Annotated in this window: 15 protein-coding genes and 1 tRNA gene; 7 read left to right on the top strand and 9 right to left on the bottom strand. The window is 58.6% G+C overall.

Translation table 11 applies throughout. The annotated features are described in order from the left end of the window. Positions 1-4 precede the first annotated feature (4 nt). Positions 5-1,009: an ornithine carbamoyltransferase gene (gene argF / locus WFN61_RS08245; RefSeq protein WP_337038509.1), complete on the bottom strand. Its 1,005-nt coding sequence runs from the start codon at positions 1,007-1,009 to the stop codon at positions 5-7. Next, complete coding sequence (locus tag WFN61_RS20960) at positions 979-1,053, bottom strand: hypothetical protein (RefSeq protein WP_238085486.1); 75 nt, start codon at positions 1,051-1,053, stop codon at positions 979-981. The genes argF and WFN61_RS20960 overlap by 31 nt, the downstream gene beginning before the upstream one ends. A 120-nt stretch (positions 1,054-1,173) precedes the next feature. On the opposite strand from WFN61_RS20960, the gene rraB reads away from it, so the two are divergent. Both rraB and miaE read left to right on the top strand, forming a co-directional pair. Further along, positions 1,174-1,599 carry a ribonuclease E inhibitor RraB gene (gene rraB / locus WFN61_RS08240; protein ID WP_144816452.1) on the top strand — a complete coding sequence of 142 codons (426 nt, stop codon included), beginning with the start codon at positions 1,174-1,176 and terminating at the stop codon, positions 1,597-1,599. A 65-nt stretch (positions 1,600-1,664) separates the two neighbouring features. Then, the gene (miaE, locus tag WFN61_RS08235) at positions 1,665-2,423 is read left to right on the top strand and encodes a tRNA isopentenyl-2-thiomethyl-A-37 hydroxylase MiaE (RefSeq protein WP_337038508.1); all 759 of its coding nucleotides are present in this window, start codon (positions 1,665-1,667) and stop codon (positions 2,421-2,423) included. A gap of 2 nt (positions 2,424-2,425) precedes the next feature. Here the strand turns inward: miaE and WFN61_RS08230 are convergent, their stop codons facing one another. From WFN61_RS08230 to pepA, 4 genes are all read right to left on the bottom strand, one after another. Beyond that, a complete protein-coding gene (locus WFN61_RS08230; protein WP_144816448.1) occupies positions 2,426-2,932 on the bottom strand; it encodes a GNAT family N-acetyltransferase in 507 nt (168 codons plus the stop codon). 56 nt (positions 2,933-2,988) lie between these two features. Next, positions 2,989-5,844: a valine--tRNA ligase gene (locus tag WFN61_RS08225; protein ID WP_312272852.1), complete on the bottom strand. Its 2,856-nt coding sequence runs from the start codon at positions 5,842-5,844 to the stop codon at positions 2,989-2,991. Beyond that, on the bottom strand, positions 5,844-6,287 hold the full coding sequence (holC, locus tag WFN61_RS08220) for a DNA polymerase III subunit chi (RefSeq protein ID WP_222888918.1): 444 nt from the start codon (positions 6,285-6,287) through the stop codon (positions 5,844-5,846). Before holC ends, WFN61_RS08225 begins: the two co-directional genes overlap by 1 nt. 84 nt (positions 6,288-6,371) lie before the next feature. Then, positions 6,372-7,883 (bottom strand): leucyl aminopeptidase, encoded by a 1,512-nt coding sequence (pepA, locus tag WFN61_RS08215; protein ID WP_222888917.1) that lies wholly within the window; start codon positions 7,881-7,883, stop codon positions 6,372-6,374. Positions 7,884-8,139: 256 nt separating this feature from the next. Here pepA and lptF point away from each other — a divergent pair, with 256 nt between their 5' ends. The 3 genes from lptF to WFN61_RS08200 all read left to right on the top strand — a co-directional run bounded on the left by lptF (position 8,140) and on the right by WFN61_RS08200 (position 12,075). Further along, on the top strand, positions 8,140-9,240 hold the full coding sequence (gene lptF / locus WFN61_RS08210; RefSeq protein WP_222888916.1) for an LPS export ABC transporter permease LptF: 1,101 nt from the start codon (positions 8,140-8,142) through the stop codon (positions 9,238-9,240). Then, the gene (lptG, locus tag WFN61_RS08205) at positions 9,240-10,322 is read left to right on the top strand and encodes an LPS export ABC transporter permease LptG (protein WP_257758563.1); all 1,083 of its coding nucleotides are present in this window, start codon (positions 9,240-9,242) and stop codon (positions 10,320-10,322) included. The genes lptF and lptG overlap by 1 nt, the downstream gene beginning before the upstream one ends. 109 nt (positions 10,323-10,431) lie before the next feature. Beyond that, the gene (locus WFN61_RS08200; RefSeq protein ID WP_257758562.1) at positions 10,432-12,075 is read left to right on the top strand and encodes a dihydroxyacetone kinase subunit DhaK; all 1,644 of its coding nucleotides are present in this window, start codon (positions 10,432-10,434) and stop codon (positions 12,073-12,075) included. Positions 12,076-12,116: 41 nt separating this feature from the next. On the opposite strand, the gene ahr is transcribed toward WFN61_RS08200, so the two are convergent. From ahr to WFN61_RS08185, 3 genes are all read right to left on the bottom strand, one after another. Beyond that, on the bottom strand, positions 12,117-13,136 hold the full coding sequence (ahr, locus tag WFN61_RS08195) for an NADPH-dependent aldehyde reductase Ahr (RefSeq protein WP_144816434.1): 1,020 nt from the start codon (positions 13,134-13,136) through the stop codon (positions 12,117-12,119). A gap of 85 nt (positions 13,137-13,221) precedes the next feature. Continuing rightward, positions 13,222-13,809 (bottom strand): class I SAM-dependent methyltransferase, encoded by a 588-nt coding sequence (locus WFN61_RS08190; RefSeq protein WP_337038506.1) that lies wholly within the window; start codon positions 13,807-13,809, stop codon positions 13,222-13,224. Next, positions 13,806-14,831, bottom strand: coding sequence for an HNH endonuclease (locus tag WFN61_RS08185; RefSeq protein WP_337038504.1), 1,026 nt, complete (start codon positions 14,829-14,831; stop codon positions 13,806-13,808). The genes WFN61_RS08190 and WFN61_RS08185 overlap by 4 nt, the downstream gene beginning before the upstream one ends. 239 nt (positions 14,832-15,070) lie before the next feature. On the opposite strand from WFN61_RS08185, the gene WFN61_RS08180 reads away from it, so the two are divergent. Both WFN61_RS08180 and WFN61_RS08175 read left to right on the top strand, forming a co-directional pair. Next, positions 15,071-15,155, top strand: a tRNA-Leu gene (locus WFN61_RS08180). Positions 15,156-15,353: 198 nt separating this feature from the next. After that, positions 15,354-16,616, top strand: coding sequence for a tyrosine-type recombinase/integrase (locus WFN61_RS08175; RefSeq protein WP_337038503.1), 1,263 nt, complete (start codon positions 15,354-15,356; stop codon positions 16,614-16,616). The last annotated feature ends 179 nt before the right edge of the window (positions 16,617-16,795 follow it).

Here is a 16,795-nt window from a genome sequence, read left to right as displayed (position 1 = left end):
CGGTTTACCCGGCGAGGGTGGCAACCATGACCGCCTTGATGGTGTGCATGCGGTTTTCCGCCTGGTCGAACACGATGCTGTTCGGCGACTCAAACACCTCGTCGGTCACCTCCATTCCACCGTGAAGGCCATACGTCTCTGCCATCTGTTTGCCAAGGGCGGTCTGGTCGTCGTGGAAGGCGGGCAGGCAGTGCAGGAACTTCACCTGCGGGTTGCCGGTCAGGGCCAGCATCTGGCTGTTCACCTGATAGTCGCGCAGCAGCGCGATACGCTCGGCCCACTTCTCTTTGGCTTCACCCATCGAAACCCACACGTCGGTATAGATAAAGTCCGCGCCTTTGACCCCTTCGGCAATGTTCTCTGTCAGGGTGATGCTGCCGCCGTTCTGCTGCGCCAGGGCGCTGCACTCGGCCACCAGGCTCGCTTCCGGCCAGCAATCCTGGGGAGCCACCAGGCGCAGATCCAGCCCCACCAGCGCGGCGGCCTCCAGCATAGAGTTACCCATGTTGTTGCGCGCGTCGCCCGCGTAAACCAGCGTCATCTCGTTAAAAGCTTTGCCCGGCAGGTGCTCCTGCATGGTCAGCAGGTCCGCTAGCAGCTGGGTCGGGTGAAACTCGTTGGTCAGGCCGTTCCATACCGGAACGCCGGCGAATTCGGCCAGAGCCTCGACGATCTCCTGGCCGTGGCCGCGATACTGAATGCCGTCATACATGCGGCCCAGCACGCGGGCGGTATCCTTAATTGACTCTTTATGCCCGATCTGGCTCCCGCTTGGCCCTAAATAAGTGACGCGAGCACCCTGGTCATAGGCGGCAACTTCGAAAGAGCATCGGGTACGGGTAGAGTCTTTTTCGAAGATGAGCGCGATGTTTTTACCCGCCAGCTGCGGTACTTCATTGCCTTGTTTTTTATCTTTTTTGAGCTGGGCGGCGAGCTGGAGCAGGGCAGTAATTTCGGCAGGGGTAAAGTCGAGCAATTTTAAAAAGTGTTTCTGGTAGAACGCAGACATGTTTCCCTCACATGGCTCAAGCCAATTATTGAATTAAAATTCACTTTATATGTCTAAATATTCATTTGCAACCCTGTTCAACAAATCTTTTCCGTCAGGAGTGGAGGCATTGGCAACGGTATGTGAAAATAAGAGTATCTGCCGCACATTATGAGGAACAACCTATGGCAAACCAGGAACATCTGGAAGAGCAGCGTGAAGAGACCCGTCTGATTATTGAAGAGCTGCTGGAGGACGGTAGCGATCCTGATGCGCTCTATACTATCGAGCATCATCTCTCTGCCGATGATTTTGAAACGCTGGAGAAAGTGGCGGTAGAGGCGTTCAAAATGGGTTATGAAGTGACTGAGCCGGAGGAGCTGGAAGTAGAAGAGGGTGACACCGTGATCTGCTGTGACATTCTGAGCGAGTGCGCGCTGAATGCCGATCTGATCGACGCTCAGGTTGAGCAGCTGATGACCCTGGCAGAGAAGTTTGACGTTGAGTACGACGGCTGGGGTACCTACTACGAGGATCCTAACGGCGAAGAGGGTGATGACGAAGACGGCGAAGATTACGTCGACGAAGATGATGACGGCACCCGCCACTAAGTCACTCGGTAACACGCTTTGATTGTGCGTGCGGTAGCGCCCGCTGCCGCACTGCAAGGAACGCCATGGACTACGCCCAGATACTCGCCCCGATACACACTTTCCTGCACTGCCCAACGCCCCAGGCGTGGATCGACAAAGCCCGCGATCCGGCCAACCTGCCTCTGCTACTGACCGACCATATGGTGTGCGAGCTCAAGGCCGCGCAGACCGCGATGCTGCTGGTCCGCAAGTACGTGGCGGATAAGACCGGTGGCGAGACGCTGCTTGAGTGGCTCAAACCTTATGAGGCCTTCACCTTCCGTGAAGGGCCAGAGCCAGATTTTGTCGCCCTGCACCGGCAGATTGGTAAAGGTGTGATGCCGCAGACCAACGATCCCTGGGGCCGCCTGCTGATCGACAGCATGGTGCTGCTGATTAAAGAGGAGCTGCACCACTTCTGGCAGGTGCGCGAGGCGATGACGGTGCGGAACATTCCCTACATCAAGATCACCGCCAGCCGCTACGCCAAAGGGATGCTAAAGGAGGTGCGAACCCACGAGCCGCTCACGCTGATTGATAAGCTGATCTGCGGGGCGTATATCGAGGCCCGCTCCTGCGAGCGCTTTGCCGCCCTGGCACCCTATCTCGAAAAGGATTTGCAGAAGTTCTATCTGTCGCTGCTGCGATCCGAGGCGCGGCACTACGAGGACTACCTGACGCTGGCCCAGCAGATCTCAGCTCAGGATATCACTCCCCGGGTGCGCTTTTTTGGCGAGGTGGAGGCGGCGCTGATTGCCACCCCCGACAGCGAGTTTCGTTTTCACAGCGGTGTGCCGGTCTGATTTCAGGCCAGCGCTTTTAACATCCGCACTTCACAGTCGACGTGCCCGGTACAGCCCAGCGGCCCGTCGATGTGTTCAAAGCCCAGATGCTCGTAGAGGCCAATTGCCTCTTTCAGAAACGCGGTGGTCTCCAGATAGCAGCGGGTAAACCCTTGCGTACGGGCGTGATCCAGCGCGGCAAGCGCCAGCTTTTTCGCCATTCCTTTGCCGCGTACCGCGGGCAGGAAGTACATCTTCTGTAGTTCACAGATATCGGGTTCGCTGCACTGAAGTGGCGCGACCCCGCCGCCGCCCACCACCTGACCATCCTGCTCAATCACCCAGTAGGCGTGGCCCGGCTGGCTGTAGAGCGCGTACAGCTCGTCAAGATTGGGATCGGCAACGGTGTAGCCCTTGTCGGCGGTCAGGCCATACTCCGCTGATACCTGGCGAATAACGGCGGCGATAGCCGCATTGTCTTCAGGCGTGATGCGGCGCATGTGCAGTTGAGTGGCGGTTGCAACATTCATGGTGAGGCTCTTCGTTGATAAGTGCCCCTTACCGGAGAGGTAAGGGGCGAACGCGATTACAGCGCGCTGATGACGTCCTGCTGTTCGGCGAGTTTAACTTTCGCTTCGGCCAGGGCAGTCAGACGCTCACGCTCTTTGGCAACGACCGCTTCCGGCGCGCGCGCCACAAAGCCTTCGTTCCCCAGTTTGCTCTCGATACGACCAATTTCAACGTCCACTTTGGCGATCTCTTTTGCCAGACGCTCCAGCTCGGCATCCTTGTCGATCAGGCCAGCCATCGGGATCAGCAGCTCTGCGCCGTCGATGATCTTGGTCACGGAGACCGGGCCTTTATCATCGGCAGGCAGCAGGGTGATGCTCTCCAGACGCGCCAGGGTCTGCAGGAAGCTGCGGTTGTCGTTCACACGACGTACCGCATCGTTGCTGCAGCCGCGCAGCAGCAGTTCCAGCGGCTTCGCCGGGGAGAGGTTCATCTCGGCGCGGATGTTACGCACCGCGACAATCGCCTGCTTCAGCCACTCGGTATCCGCTACCGCCGCTTCATCAACCTGGGCGGCATCGAAGGCCGGGAAGGGTTGCAGCATAATGGTGTCGGCGTTGTTACCGGTAAGCACCTTCACGCGCTGCCAGATGGTTTCGGTAATAAACGGAATGATCGGGTGCGCCAGACGCAGCAGACCTTCCAGCACCGTGACCAGGGTGTTGCGCGTGCCGCGCAGCTCGGCTTCAGAGCCACCGTTCATCACCGGCTTAGTCAGCTCCAGATACCAGTCACAGAACTGGTTCCAGGTGAACTCATACAGGATGCCCGCCGCAATATCGAAGCGGAAGCTGTCCAGCGCTTCACGGAAGGCTTTCACCGTCTGGTTGAACTCGGCACGGATCCAGCGATCCGCCAGGGAGAGGGTCATCTCGCCGCCGTTGAAGCCGCAATCCTGCTCTTCGGTGTTCATCAGCACAAAGCGGCTGGCGTTCCACAGCTTGTTACAGAAGTTGCGGTAGCCTTCCAGGCGCTTCATGTCCCAATTGATGTCGCGGCCGGTAGAGGCCAGCGCCGCCAGGGTAAAGCGCAGGGCGTCGGTGCCGTGCGGCTCAATGCCGTTCGGGAACTGCTTCTCGGTGCGCTTGGCGATCTTCTCTGCCAGCTGCGGCTGCATCATGTTGCCGGTGCGTTTCTCCAGCAGATCCGCCAGGGAGATACCGTCCACCATATCCAGCGGGTCGATCACGTTGCCCTTGGATTTAGACATCTTCTGGCCTTCGTCATCGCGGATCAGACCGGTCATGTAGATGGTCTTGAACGGGATCTGCGGCTTGCCGTCTTCATCTTTGATGAAGTGCATGGTCATCATGATCATGCGGGCGATCCAGAAGAAGATGATATCGAAGCCAGAGACCATCACCGAGGTCGGGTGGAACTGACGCAGGGCGTCGGTGTTCTCCGGCCAGCCGAGGGTAGAGAAGGTCCACAGCGCGGAGGAGAACCAGGTGTCCAGCACGTCTTCGTCCTGGCGCAGGGCAACGTCGGCGCTCAGGTTATTCTCCTGGCGCACTTCCTCTTCCGTACGGCCCACAAAGACGTTGCCTTCGTTGTCGTACCAGGCCGGGATACGGTGGCCCCACCACAGCTGACGGGAGATACACCAGTCCTGAATATCGCGCATCCAGGAGAAGTACATGTTCTCGTACTGCTTCGGTACGAACTGGATATCACCGTTCTCAACCGCTTCCACAGCCGGTTTTGCCAGCACGTCGGCACGGACGTACCACTGGTCGGTCAGCATCGGCTCGATCACCACGCCGCCGCGGTCACCGTACGGTACGGTCAGGTCGTGGGGTTTAACCTCTTCCAGCAGGCCAAGGGCGTCAACGGCAGCCACTACCGCTTTACGGGCGGCAAAGCGCTCCAGCTTCTGGAACGCTGCCGGGATCTCGCTGGAGTAGACGTCGGTTTCGTTGCCTTTGGTGTCATACACCTCTGCGCTTTCACGGATATCGCCGTCAAAGGTCAGGATGTTGATCATCGGCAGGGCGTGACGACGGCCTACTTCATAGTCGTTAAAGTCGTGCGCCGGGGTGATCTTCACACAGCCGGTGCCTTTCTCCATGTCGGCGTGCTCGTCGCCGACAATCGGAATGCGGCGGTTAACCAGCGGCAGCACCACGAATTTACCGATCAGATCTTTGTAGCGCGGATCTTCCGGGTTCACCGCAACGCCGGTATCCCCCAGCAGGGTTTCCGGACGGGTGGTGGCGACCACCAGGTAATCTTTACCGTCAGCGGTTTTCGCGCCGTCGGCCAGCGGGTAGCGGATGTGCCACATGGAACCTTTCGATTCGCGGTTCTCGACTTCCAGGTCAGAGATCGCGGTGCGCAGCTTCGGATCCCAGTTCACCAGGCGCTTGCCACGGTAGATCAGATCTTCTTTATAGAGGCGAACGAACACCTCTTTCACGGCGTTGGAGAGGCCCTCGTCCATGGTGAAGCGCTCGCGCTCCCAGTCCACGGAGTTGCCGAGACGGCGCATCTGACGGGTGATGGTGCCGCCGGACTCTGCCTTCCACTGCCAGATTTTGTCGATGAAGGCGTCGCGACCGTAGTCGTGGCGGGTTTTCCCCTCTTCAGCGGCAATCTTACGCTCAACCACCATCTGGGTCGCAATGCCCGCATGGTCGGTCCCGGCCTGCCACAGGGTGTTTTTGCCCTGCATGCGCTGGTAGCGGATCATGGTATCCATGATGGTCTGCTGGAAGGCGTGGCCCATATGCAAACTGCCGGTCACGTTCGGCGGCGGGATCATGATGCAGAAGCTCTCCTGGCTCTCATCGCCATTCGGTTTGAAGTAGCCCTGCTGCTCCCAGTGCTCGTAAAGCGGCTGTTCGATATCTTGGGGGTTATATGTCTTTTCCATTATTTCCAGGTTGCCGTGTTCAGGTTGAAACCAGCCAGGCGATAGGCCTTATAGCGCTCGCGAGCCAGTTGTTTCAGAGTTTCTTCGTGAGGAACGAAGTCTACCACTTCTGTGAAAGCGGTGGCAAAATCTGCAAAGTTCACCCGCAGGCTAATCAGCAGATCGCGCGGGCTGCTGTTGCGCTTTTGCGGCCAGGCGATCTCCACCGGCGCACCGCCGCGCGGACCTTCGCCCGCCAGATTATGCGGCACAAAGCGCTCGGCCGGACGCGCCCACAGGGCTTCGTCGAGGCGCACCGCCTGCCGCTCATCTTCGCAGGCGATCAGTACGCGTTTCCCTGCGCGCCAACGTTCTGCGGCAATCTCACACACCAGTTGTTCAACGGCGCTTAAGCCATCCTGCTGCGTGTCATTGTCCAGAAGGTAGAACGTTGCATTCTTCATATATGGGGCTTCTTGTGGTCACTTTAAATGCGAAGCCGGGTGGCGCTACGCTTACCCGGCCTACGATTTACTGCCGTATAACGCTTACTCTTCGCCGTTAAAACCGGCGCGGTTCAGCAGGAACTGCGACAGCAGGGCGACAGGACGGCCGGTTGCGCCTTTGGCTTTGCCGGAGCGCCATGCGGTACCGGCGATGTCGAGGTGCGCCCAGTTGTATTTCCGGGTAAAGCGCGACAGGAAGCAGCCCGCGGTGATCGCCCCGCCAGGACGCCCGCCGATGTTTGCCATGTCGGCAAAGTTCGACTCCAGCTGCTCGTAGTACTCGTCGCTTAGCGGCAGACGCCACGCGCGATCCCCCGCCTGCTCGGACGCGCCGATCAGCTCGTGGGCCAGCGGGTTGTGGTTCGACATCAGGCCGGTGATGTGGTGGCCGAGGGCAATGACGCACGCCCCGGTCAGGGTCGCGATGTCGATCACCAGCTCGGGATCGAAGCGCTCCACGTAGGTTAGGACGTCGCAGAGCACCAGACGCCCTTCGGCATCGGTGTTCAGCACTTCCACGGTCTGACCGGACATGGTGGTCAGGACGTCGCCCGGACGGAAGGCGCGGCCACCGGGCATGTTTTCACAGCCTGCCAGCACGCCCACCACGTTCAGCGGCAGCTTCAGCTCGGCGACCATGCGCATCACGCCGTACACCGCCGCCGCGCCGCACATGTCATACTTCATCTCATCCATGCCTTCGGCAGGCTTGATGGAGATGCCGCCGGAGTCAAAGGTCAGCCCTTTACCCACCAGCACAATCGGACGCGCTTCGGCATCGCTGCTGCCCTTGTACTCGATGACCGACATCAGGGATTCGTTCTGCGAGCCCTGGCCTACGGCCAGATAGGAGTGCATCCCCAGCTCGCGCATCTGCTGCTCGCCGATCACCCGGGTGGTGATGTTCTCGCTGTTGGAGTCCGCCAGCTGACGCGCCTGCGAGGCGAGGTAGCCTGCGTTACAGATATTCGGCGGCATGTTGCTGAGATCTTTTGCCGCTTTAATGCCGCAGGCGATCGCCAGGCCGTGCTGAATAGCACGCTCGCCGCTGGTCAGCTCGCGACGGGTCGGCACGTTGAAGACCATTTTGCGCAGCGGACGACGCGGCTCGGATTTGTTGGTTTTCAGCTGATCGAAGCTGTAGAGGGTCTCTTTTGCTGTCTCAACGGCCTGACGCACTTTCCAGTAGGTGTTGCGCCCTTTAACGTGCAGTTCGGTCAGGAAGCAGACCGCCTCCATTGAGCCGGTATCATTCAGCGTATTTATCGTTTTCTGAATAACCTGCTTGTACTGGCGCTCGTCCAGCTCACGCTCTTTGCCGCAGCCAATCAGTAAAATGCGCTCTGAGAGGACGTTAGGAACGTGGTGCAGCAACAACGTCTGTCCCGGCTTGCCTTCTAGCTCTCCACGGCGCAGCAGCGCGCTGATGTAGCCGTCGCTGATCTTATCGAGCTGCTCGGCGATAGGGGAGAGCCGGCGCGGTTCAAACACGCCAACCACGATGCAGGCACTCCGCTGTTTCTCCGGGCTACCGCTTTTTACACTGAACTCCATGCACTACGCTCCTGAATCTTAAAGACAACAGCCGGGGCTACGGATAGAATTGCAAGCTTTCGTAACTCATGTCCGCTGTTGCGGTGACTTCGTGTTAATCTTAGTTCGACACGTCAGAACATATCCTGAAACGTGCATCCGCTAAGTTTCTTACATCTTAGCGATGCTTTCGACGACTCAAGAGAATAAATGACGTTTAAGCCATGAAACAAGCGATTTTCCTGCAAAAAGACGGGTTTTTACGGGCGTATTTATAGTGATAATCATAAGATATCTGGTTCGGGAGACGCTAAAAAGTCAACTTGCGATCCTATTCATCCTGCTGCTGATTTTCTTCTGTCAGAAGCTGGTGCGGATCCTCGGCGCAGCCGTTGACGGTGATATCCCGACAAATCTGGTGCTCTCCTTATTGGGGCTGGGCGTACCTGAAATGGCGCAGCTGATCCTGCCGCTTAGCCTGTTCCTCGGGCTGCTGATGACCTTTGGCAAGCTCTACACCGACAGTGAGATCACGGTGATGCACGCCTGCGGCCTGAGCAAGGCCGTGCTGGTGAAGGCCGCGATGGTGCTGGTGATCTTTACCGGCATTCTGGCCGCCGTTAACGTCATGTGGGCCGGGCCGTGGTCCTCGCGCCATCAGGATGAGGTGCTGGCGGAAGCCAAAGCCAACCCTGGCATGGCGGCGCTGGCGCAGGGGCAGTTCCAGCAGGCCACCGACGGTAACTCGGTGCTGTTTATCGAGAGCGTCAGCGGCAGCAACTTCCACGACGTCTTCCTCGCGCAGCTGCGACCTAAAGGCAACGCGCGTCCATCGGTCGTGGTAGCTGACTCCGGCCAGCTCTCGCAGCGCAAAGACGGTTCGCAGGTGGTCACCCTGACCAAGGGGACGCGCTTTGAAGGCACCGCTCTGCTGCGCGACTTCCGCATTACCGACTTCCAGGGCTACCAGGCGATTGTTGGCCATCAGGCGGTAGCGCTGGATCCGGACGATACCGAGCAGATGGACATGCGCACCCTGATGCACACCGACACGTCGCGGGCGAGCGCAGAGCTGCACTGGCGCTTAACCCTCATCTTCGCCGTGTTTGTCATGGCGCTGATGGTGGTGCCGCTCAGCGTGGTGAACCCGCGCCAGGGCCGCGTGCTGTCGATGCTGCCCGCGATGCTGCTCTACCTGGTCTTCTTCCTGGTGCAGACCTCGCTGAAGTCCAACGGCGGCAAGGGCAAGCTCGATCCGATGATCTGGATGTGGGCAGTGAACCTGCTCTATCTGGCGCTGGCGGTTGCGCTGAACCTGTGGGACACGGTGCCGATGCGCCGCATACGCGCCCGTTTCGTGCGTAAAGGAGCGTTATAATGCAGGCTTTTGGCGTACTCGATCGCTATATCGGTAAAACTATCTTCACCACCATCATGATGACGCTGTTCATGCTGGTGTCGCTCTCCGGCATCATCAAGTTTGTCGATCAGCTCAAACGAGCCGGGCAGGGGAGCTACGATGCACTGGGCGCGGGGATGTATACCGTGCTCAGCATTCCAAAAGATATTCAGGTCTTCTTCCCGATGGCGGCCCTGCTGGGCGCGCTGCTGGGCCTGGGGATGCTGGCCCAGCGCAGCGAGCTGGTGGTCATGCAGGCCTCCGGCTTTACCCGTTTTCAGGTGGCGCTGTCGGTAATGAAGACGGCGATCCCGCTGGTGCTGCTAACCATGGCCATCGGTGAGTGGGTCGCTCCGCAGGGCGAGCAGATGGCGCGGACCTATCGTACTCAGGCCATCTATGGCGGCGCAATGCTCTCTACCCAGCAGGGACTGTGGGCCAAAGACGGCAATAATTTTGTCTATATCGAGCGGGTCACCGGCAACAACGAGCTGAACGGCGTGAGCATCTACAGCTTCAACGACCAGCGTCGCCTGCAGTCGGTGCGCTATGCTGCCTATGCGATCTTTGATGATAAAGAGAAGTTCTGGCGTATGTCGCAGGTGGACGAGTCTAATCTGCAGGATCCGAAGCAGATCACCGGCTCTCAGACCGTCACCGGTACCTGGAAAACCACGCTCACGCCGGACAAGCTTGGCGTGGTGGCTCTGGAGCCGGATGCGCTCTCCATCAGCGGCCTGCGTGATTACGTTACCTACCTGAAGTCAACCGGGCAGGACTCTGGCCGCTATCAGCTCAACATGTGGAGTAAGATCTTCCAGCCGCTGTCGGTGGCGGTGATGATGCTGATGGCCCTGTCGTTCATTTTTGGTCCGCTGCGCAGCGTGCCGATGGGCGTTCGCGTGGTCACCGGGATCAGCTTCGGCTTCGTCTTCTACGTGCTGGACCAGATCTTCGGCCCGCTGACGCTGGTATACGGCATTCCGCCCTTTATCGGCGCGCTGCTGCCGAGCGCCTTGTTCCTCGCTATCAGCGTATTGCTCATGATGCGCCGGGCGTAATCCCGCCCTCCCCGCTCTTTTTTAGGGCGGGGAAAATCCCGCTTTAATACTTTGCGCTTCGTCACACCGTCTATGCTTTCCTTACGATGAATTAACCGCTCGGGAAGCTATGTCTAAATTTTTCTTCAACGACCGCAAGCAGCTGGTCAATGATGCCATCGAAGGCTTAATTATCTCCGCACCGCACGCTAACCTGGTGCGTCTCGATATCGATCCCGCTATCCGCATCGTTGCGCGCGGCGACTGGGACAAGGGCCGCGTGGCGGTCATCTCCGGCGGTGGCTCCGGCCACGAGCCCGCTCACGCCGGCTTCGTCGGTAAAGGGATGCTCACCGCCGCCGTCTGCGGAGACGTGTTCGCCTCCCCCAGCGTCGACGCCGTGCTTAACGCCATCGTCGCCGTCACCGGCGATCGTGGCTGCCTGCTGATCGTCAAAAACTACACCGGGGACCGCCTCAACTTCGGCCTCGCGGCGGAGAAAGCCAAACGCCACGGCCTGAAGGTGGAGATGGTGATTGTCGCGGACGATATCGCCCTGCCCGATAACAAGCAGCCGCGCGGCATCGCCGGCACGGCGCTGGTGCATAAGATTGCGGGCTACGCCGCCGAGCAGGGTAAATCCCTCGGCGAGGTGCGGGCGATAGCCCAGCAGGCCAGCGACAGCGTCTGGAGCCTCGGGCTGGCGATGGAGACCTGCAACCTGCCGGGCAGCGGCGAAGAGGAGGAGAACCGTATCCAGCGCGGCAAGGTCGAGCTGGGCCTCGGCATCCACGGCGAGCCGGGGGCCAGCATCGTCGACACCCACAACAGTAAAACCCTCATCGACACCCTCGTCGAGCCGCTGAAGGCAAAAGCGGGTAACGACCGTGTGGCGGTGCTGATCAACAACCTTGGCGGCGTCTCGGCCCTGGAGATGGCCCTGCTCACCAAAGAGCTGGCGCACTCGGCGCTCAAGGATCAGATTGCTTACCTCATCGGCCCCGCGCCGCTGGTCAGCTCCCTGGATATGAAAGGCTTCTCGCTCTCGCTGCTGCGCCTCAACGATGAGTTCGAGCGCGCCCTCAACGCCGACGTTGAGACCGTCGGCTGGCAAAAAGCGGTGGCCTTTGCCCCGGTGCGCACGGTTAAGCACAATGCGATTAACACCGGCATTGAGACCCAGCCCTCTGACAACCCTGGCGTTCGCGCCATCGTTAACGCCGCCACCGAGACGCTGATTAGCCTGGAGAACCGGCTCAACGCGCTGGATGCTAAAGTAGGCGACGGCGATACCGGCTCGACCTTTGCCGAGGGCGCGCGGGATATCGCCCAGCAGCTTGAGCAAGGCAAGCTGCCGCTGGATAACAGCGCTCAGCTCTTCCAGCTCATTGGTGAGCGGCTGGCGACGGTGATGGGGGGCTCCAGCGGGGTGCTGATGTCGATATTCTTCACCGCTGCCGGGCAGGCGATTCACGACGGGGAGAGCATCGCCGATGCGCTGTTAAAAGGCCTCAAGCAGATGAAGCACTACGGTGGAGCGGATCTGGGTGACCGGACGCTGATCGATGCCCTACAGCCTGCGCTGGAGGCGTTGCAGAGCCAGGATCTCAGCGCTGCGGTCGCGGCGGCGAAAGAGGGGGCAGAGAGCACCGCGAAGATGCAGAAAGCGGGCGCGGGGCGCTCGTCATACGTGAACAGCGACAGCCTGACCGGCGTTACCGATCCGGGTGCGGTAGCGGTAGCCGAGGTCTTTGCTGCTCTAGTGAAGGCGTAACCTTTACTGCCCGGCGACCTGCGCCGCCGGGCGTTTACAACTTAAAAATCTGCCTTCAACACTACGCGATAACGGGCCTTGCCGTCACGAACGTGCTGCAGGGCCTCATTGATCTGCGACATTGGGAACAGCTCGGTCTGTGGCGCAACCTTGCTACGACCGGCGAAGCGCAGCAGCTTGCGCAGTTCGTACGGTGTGCCGGTTGCTGACCCGGAGATGCTGCGGTCGCCACCGATCAGGGTGAAGGCCGGAACCGGAAGCGGCTTCAGCACCGCGCCAACGGTGTGGAAGTTTCCGCCGTGAGCCAGTGCCTCGAAGTAGGGCTGCCAGTTCAGGTCGACGTTAACGGTGTTGATAATCAGATCGAACTGACCCGCCAGGGCTTTCAACGCCTCTGGATCGCGGCTGTTCACTACCTTATCTGCCCCGAACCCTAGCACTTCCTGCTCTTTCGCCGGGTTAGAGCTGAACGCCGTCACCTCGCAGCCCATGGCGTGCAGCAGTTTAATAGCGATATGGCCCAGACCGCCGATACCGATCACCCCGACGCGGCTGGTGGCGGTGATGTTGTGCATCAGCAGCGGTTTAAATACCGTGATGCCGCCGCAGAGCATTGGCCCGGCGGATTCAATATCGATGCTGTCCGGAAGCGGGATCACCCACTGCCAGTCGGCACGGATCTTTTCAGCAAAGCCGCCGCGGTTAAGGATGGTCGGGGTCGCGCCTTCCAGACAGTTGATCTGGTTGCCGCTGATACAGGCATCGCAGTGGCCACAGCTGCGTGCCGTCCAGCCGATACCCACACGCTGGCCCACCTTCAGACCTTTATCCTGCGCCGCGCTGCCCAGGGCTGCCACGCGACCAATCACCTCGTGCCCGGCGACCAGCGGATACTGGGACATGCCCCACTCGTTGTCGATCATCGACAGGTCAGAGTGGCAGATGCCGCAGTAGTCGACCTGGACCTCAACGTCCCCGGCCTGCAGTTCCCCGGCGTCGTATTCGTACAGCTCCAGTTCGCTCCCGGCTTCTTTGGCAGCATAGCTTTTGATTTTGCTCATTGTGGTTTCCTTTGGTTCAGCGTTGATTAGGAAGTGTAGAGCATGGGGTAGGGCGGCGCATCGGCGGAAGGTGCGGGATGGCAGTCTATTCAGACAGATGCTTACGCAACAGGGCGTTCAGCCAGACCTCGTCGCGATCGGGACGTTTGTCCTGCGTCGTCCACTGCTCGATGATGCTCACCTGCGGCACGGCGGCTACCACTGCCTCAAGCCCGGCCTCATTCAGATCGGTAAAGTGCCGCCCCTCTTTTTCCCGCTCGCCGACACCGTATTTAAACGACAGATACCAGACCCCGCCCGGCTTCAGGGCGCGGGCGAGACGCTGCATCGCCTCGGGCAGCTCAGCCTGAGGAAGATGCAGCAGCGAGGCGCAGCACCAGATCCCGTCGTAGCGCTCTTTGGCCTCTAGCGCGTTAAATGTCATCTGCCTCACCGGCAGGCCGGTATAAGCCGCGGCAAGCTCTACCATCTCCGCCGAGGCGTCGAACGCCTCCACCTGATAGCCCAGCACGCTGAAAGCTTTAGCGTCGCGCCCGGAGCCACAGCCTGCGTCCAGCACTCGTCCACCGGGAACAACCCGGTTCAGGAAGGGCGCGTAAAGGGAGGCCATATCCACTCCCACCGTCGCGTCGAAAAACGTCTGCGCGTTGCGCTGGTAATAGGTCATTGTCATCTGAACATCACCTCTCCGGCGGCATCCGGCTGCCAGATACGGAACCGGCAGGCGAGGGCGGTGTTCCAGGTATCGTTTAAAAACGTGCGGCGCACCGGCTCGCTCTTGCCGGTCTGATTAATGATCGCCTCATGCAGCGGCAGCCTGCTGTTAATAAAATACTCGTTGCGGGCATGGAGACGATACAGCAGATCGAGGGCGGGAACCTGCGCGAACTTGCCATTCTCGCCCCGGTTGCAGTACTGGCAGGCCAGGACCAGGTTCCAGACGCCATTGAGGTTCATCCCCGGCATCTGCCTCTGGGCCACCAGCGGGATAAAGTGATCCACATCAGCCAGCAGCGGATGCCCGGACTCCAGGCTTATTGGCGCGTTGCAGTAGAAGCAGTGCCCCTTCTGATAGCCGTTCAGGCTGTTGCGGCAGCTGGTGAGCGAGATGCGGTAGCTGTTTAGCTGGGTGAAGAGGGTTTCACTCCCGGCATCATAATGGACGTCCAGCAGCTGCGGAGGCAGATCCATCTCCCAGGCCTTCTCCACCAGCCGCCAGCGGGCGTCGGTTTCATGCACCAGGTTGTGGAACTGCTGCGTCTCCGTCAGGCGATAGAACTCATCTGTCAGGCGGATGCCCTTGTGCTCCCGACGCTCGTTGATGAAGAACTGCTTCTCCAGCGGCCCGCCGTTGACGTTGTGGAAGGCATCCAGCACCACAGAGAAGCCGTAGCGAACCGTCATTCGATGCAGCTCATCCTCATCTATCTCACCCAAATTGTATTGCAGGCAGGCGGTAATCAGCTTGCCGGGTTTCTTGTCGTTGAGGATCTGCCGGGGGGCATGTTTCAGGTGCTCGCAGATATGCCTGCTGAAGGGCACGGCCAGGTCATCGAGCTTAATCATGGAGTCGCTGCGATCGACATCGTACAGGGCATGGGCCAGGGCGAACTTGTAGGTGGCGAAGTTGTTGCCGAAGAGGATCACGCCGCGCCAGTAGTTCTCCAGCGTGGGATCGACCTGATAGAAGCGCATGCCTGCATCCTGATATCTGTTGATGGGGTAACCCCAGCCAATAACAGAATCAAATAACAAACAGGGAGTAATGTAAACCTCGGATTGTGTTGCAGGTTTTTGCGAGCAAGGCCGAGAGGAGGAGGCGGGGATGAACAACGGTGGTTTTTTATGCGGTTAGCGAGACGGGTGGGAGGAGGTGCTTGCATGGCGATCCGCAACGGGTATAATGCAACCGCTATCTGTACATCCCCTTCAGTGCCGGAGTGGCGAAATCGGTAGACGCAGTTGATTCAAAATCAACCGTAGAAATACGTGCCGGTTCGAGTCCGGCCTTCGGCACCATCGGAACATCAATAGACGTCAACGGACGTCTTTTTTTGTGCCTGAAATCCAGTATCCGCAAGGCTTTCCTCGCTTTTTCATTCAACCTAAGTCAACCTGATTCAATCTACATCAACTTACTGATGCGGGTACAACTGCGGGTATATCCCGGTTCGATAATGTTTGTACCCACACAGAACCCTTGAAAGGATACTCATCATGGCTCTGAGTGATGTGAAGGTTCGTTCGGCTAAGCCTGAAGCAAAAGCCTATAAACTAACTGACGGTGAAGGCATGGTTTTGCTGGTTCACCCTAACGGTTCCAAATATTGGCGGCTTCGTTATCGTTTTGGCGGTAAGGAGAAGATGCTGGCGCTGGGGAAATACCCTGAAGTCTCGCTGGCCGATGCCAGGGGGCGCCGGGATGAAGCCCGTAAGCTAATAGCTAATGGCATCGATCCCAGTGAGAACAAGAAAGCCGTTAAGGTAGAGCAGGAGCAAGAGGCAATAACGTTTGAAGTGGTTGCCAGAGAATGGCACGCCAGTAATCAAAAATGGTCGGCATCGCATAGCGCTCGTATATTGAAAAGCCTTGAAGATAATCTCTTTGCTGCCATTGGGAAGCGAAACATTACGGAGCTTAAAACTCGGGATCTTCTTGTACCCATCAAAGCGGTGGAGTCATCCGGGCGTCTCGAAGTCGCTGCTCGTTTGCAGCAGCGTACTACCGCGATTATGCGCTTTGCTGTGCAGAGCGGATTAATCGACTACAACCCCGCTCAAGAGATTGCCGGTGCGGTTGCTACGGCGAAAAGACAGCATCGTGCGGCTTTGGAGCTTAATCGTATTCCTGAATTACTTCATCGCATTGATCACTACTCCGGTAGGCCGTTAACCCGGTTAGCTGTTGAACTCACCTTGTTGGTTTTCATCCTTTCAAGCGAGCTACGCTTTGCTCGCTGGTCAGAAGTGGATTTCCAAACTGCTATGTGGACGATTCCGGGCGAGCGTGAGCCACTGGAAGGAGTCAAGCATTCTCAGCGTGGTTCGAAGATGCGCACTCCACATCTTGTTCCTTTGTCGCGACAAGCTCTCGCTATCTTGGAAAAGATCAAAAGCATGAATGGGAACCGAGAGCTGATTTTCGTGGGCGATCACGATCCGCGTAAGCCGATGAGTGAGAATACGGTTAACAAGGCTTTGCGAGTGATGGGCTATGACACGAAAACGGAAGTCTGTGGGCATGGATTCAGGACGATGGCGTGTAGCTCATTGATTGAGTCGGGGCTGTGGTCGAGGGATGCGGTGGAGCGGCAGATGAGTCATCAGGAGCGTAGCTCTGTGCGGGCGGCTTACATTCATAAGGCCGAGCATCTGGGGGAGAGGAGGCTAATGTTGCAGTGGTGGGCTGATTATCTTGATGCGAATCGGGAGAAGGGAGTAAGTCCGTTTGATTTTGGGAAACTAGAGTCTACGCGGTAGTAACGGCTGCCTTGAGGATAAATTTCCGCTGAGGATTAGGTACTCTGAGCAAAGCCTGCCGTCTTGCGGTGGCAGGCATATGGCTTAAGTTTTCTATTTTTTGATACAACCTAGGTAACGCATTGGAACTACTTGATAAAATTTTCTTCGGTTAGAATGAGAGCATCATCCTCTACGGG

The organism is Pseudescherichia sp. AS216, assembly GCF_037152055.1.
Classification (GTDB): domain Bacteria; phylum Pseudomonadota; class Gammaproteobacteria; order Enterobacterales; family Enterobacteriaceae; genus Pseudescherichia.
Note: the sequence above shows the minus strand (reverse complement) of the source record. Positions and strands in the feature narration are given on the sequence as shown.